The following is a 671-nucleotide window of genomic DNA, read 5'->3' as shown; positions in this document are numbered from 1 at the left end:
AACCTTTAGAGAAATCCCGCATAGAGGGGCTACACGAAAAACCGCTTAAGTCCGTGCCATTCTAGACTGTCAATCGTTCTCCAGTTATGTTGTTTTAGCCCATTGTCATCGGTAAAAGTATTTTTAATTTCAAAAAAAAGTAGATCAACACTTTTAGGAGATTCATAGCCATCAACAAAAGTCGAACCCGATCCAACAATTCTTAACCTGTATTCAGAATCATCTAATTGATTCATCACAAATAACCATCCTAGTGGATCATTAATTTCATCTATCCAAGGTTTATTTGTAACAGGAAAATAGAACTTCTTTTGAAATACCTTCTTATCGGTTATTTCACTGAAATATGGAGTGCTACAAAACCCTCTAAATAGAACCTCTTGATGGGCGAGCTTCTTCCAGTCTGGCATACTTTTATCGAGTACAGACCATTCTGTGGAAAAAGCTGTGCGAGCTACAACTTCATCTAGTTGAAACGGTGAAAATTTGTTAGGTTCCTCCTTTTCTGTGGGATCTTTTTCTTTTGGGGAGCAGCACGTGAGACAAGCTCCCGATAAACCTGTTAGAAATATCTTTTTTATCATGGAATTTGATTGATTCGACCACGCATGCGCGTTCACTTAAGCATAACTGATTGAAAATAAGTAAATAAAAAGCTTGCAAAGGTGAGT

The 671-nt window shown here is 37.4% G+C and carries 1 protein-coding gene; it reads right to left on the bottom strand.

The genetic code is table 11. From position 1 onward, the window contains the following. Positions 1 to 29: 29 nt before the first annotated feature. Complete coding sequence (locus tag ACFSW8_RS14120) at positions 30 to 584, bottom strand: hypothetical protein (RefSeq protein WP_377178558.1); 555 nt, start codon at positions 582 to 584, stop codon at positions 30 to 32. Positions 585 to 671 lie beyond the last annotated feature (87 nt).

Origin of the sequence: Rubritalea tangerina (genome assembly GCF_042683245.1) — a bacterium.
Classification (GTDB): Bacteria; Verrucomicrobiota; Verrucomicrobiia; order Verrucomicrobiales; family Akkermansiaceae; genus Rubritalea; species Rubritalea tangerina.
This window is presented reverse-complemented; position numbering and strand designations above follow the sequence as displayed.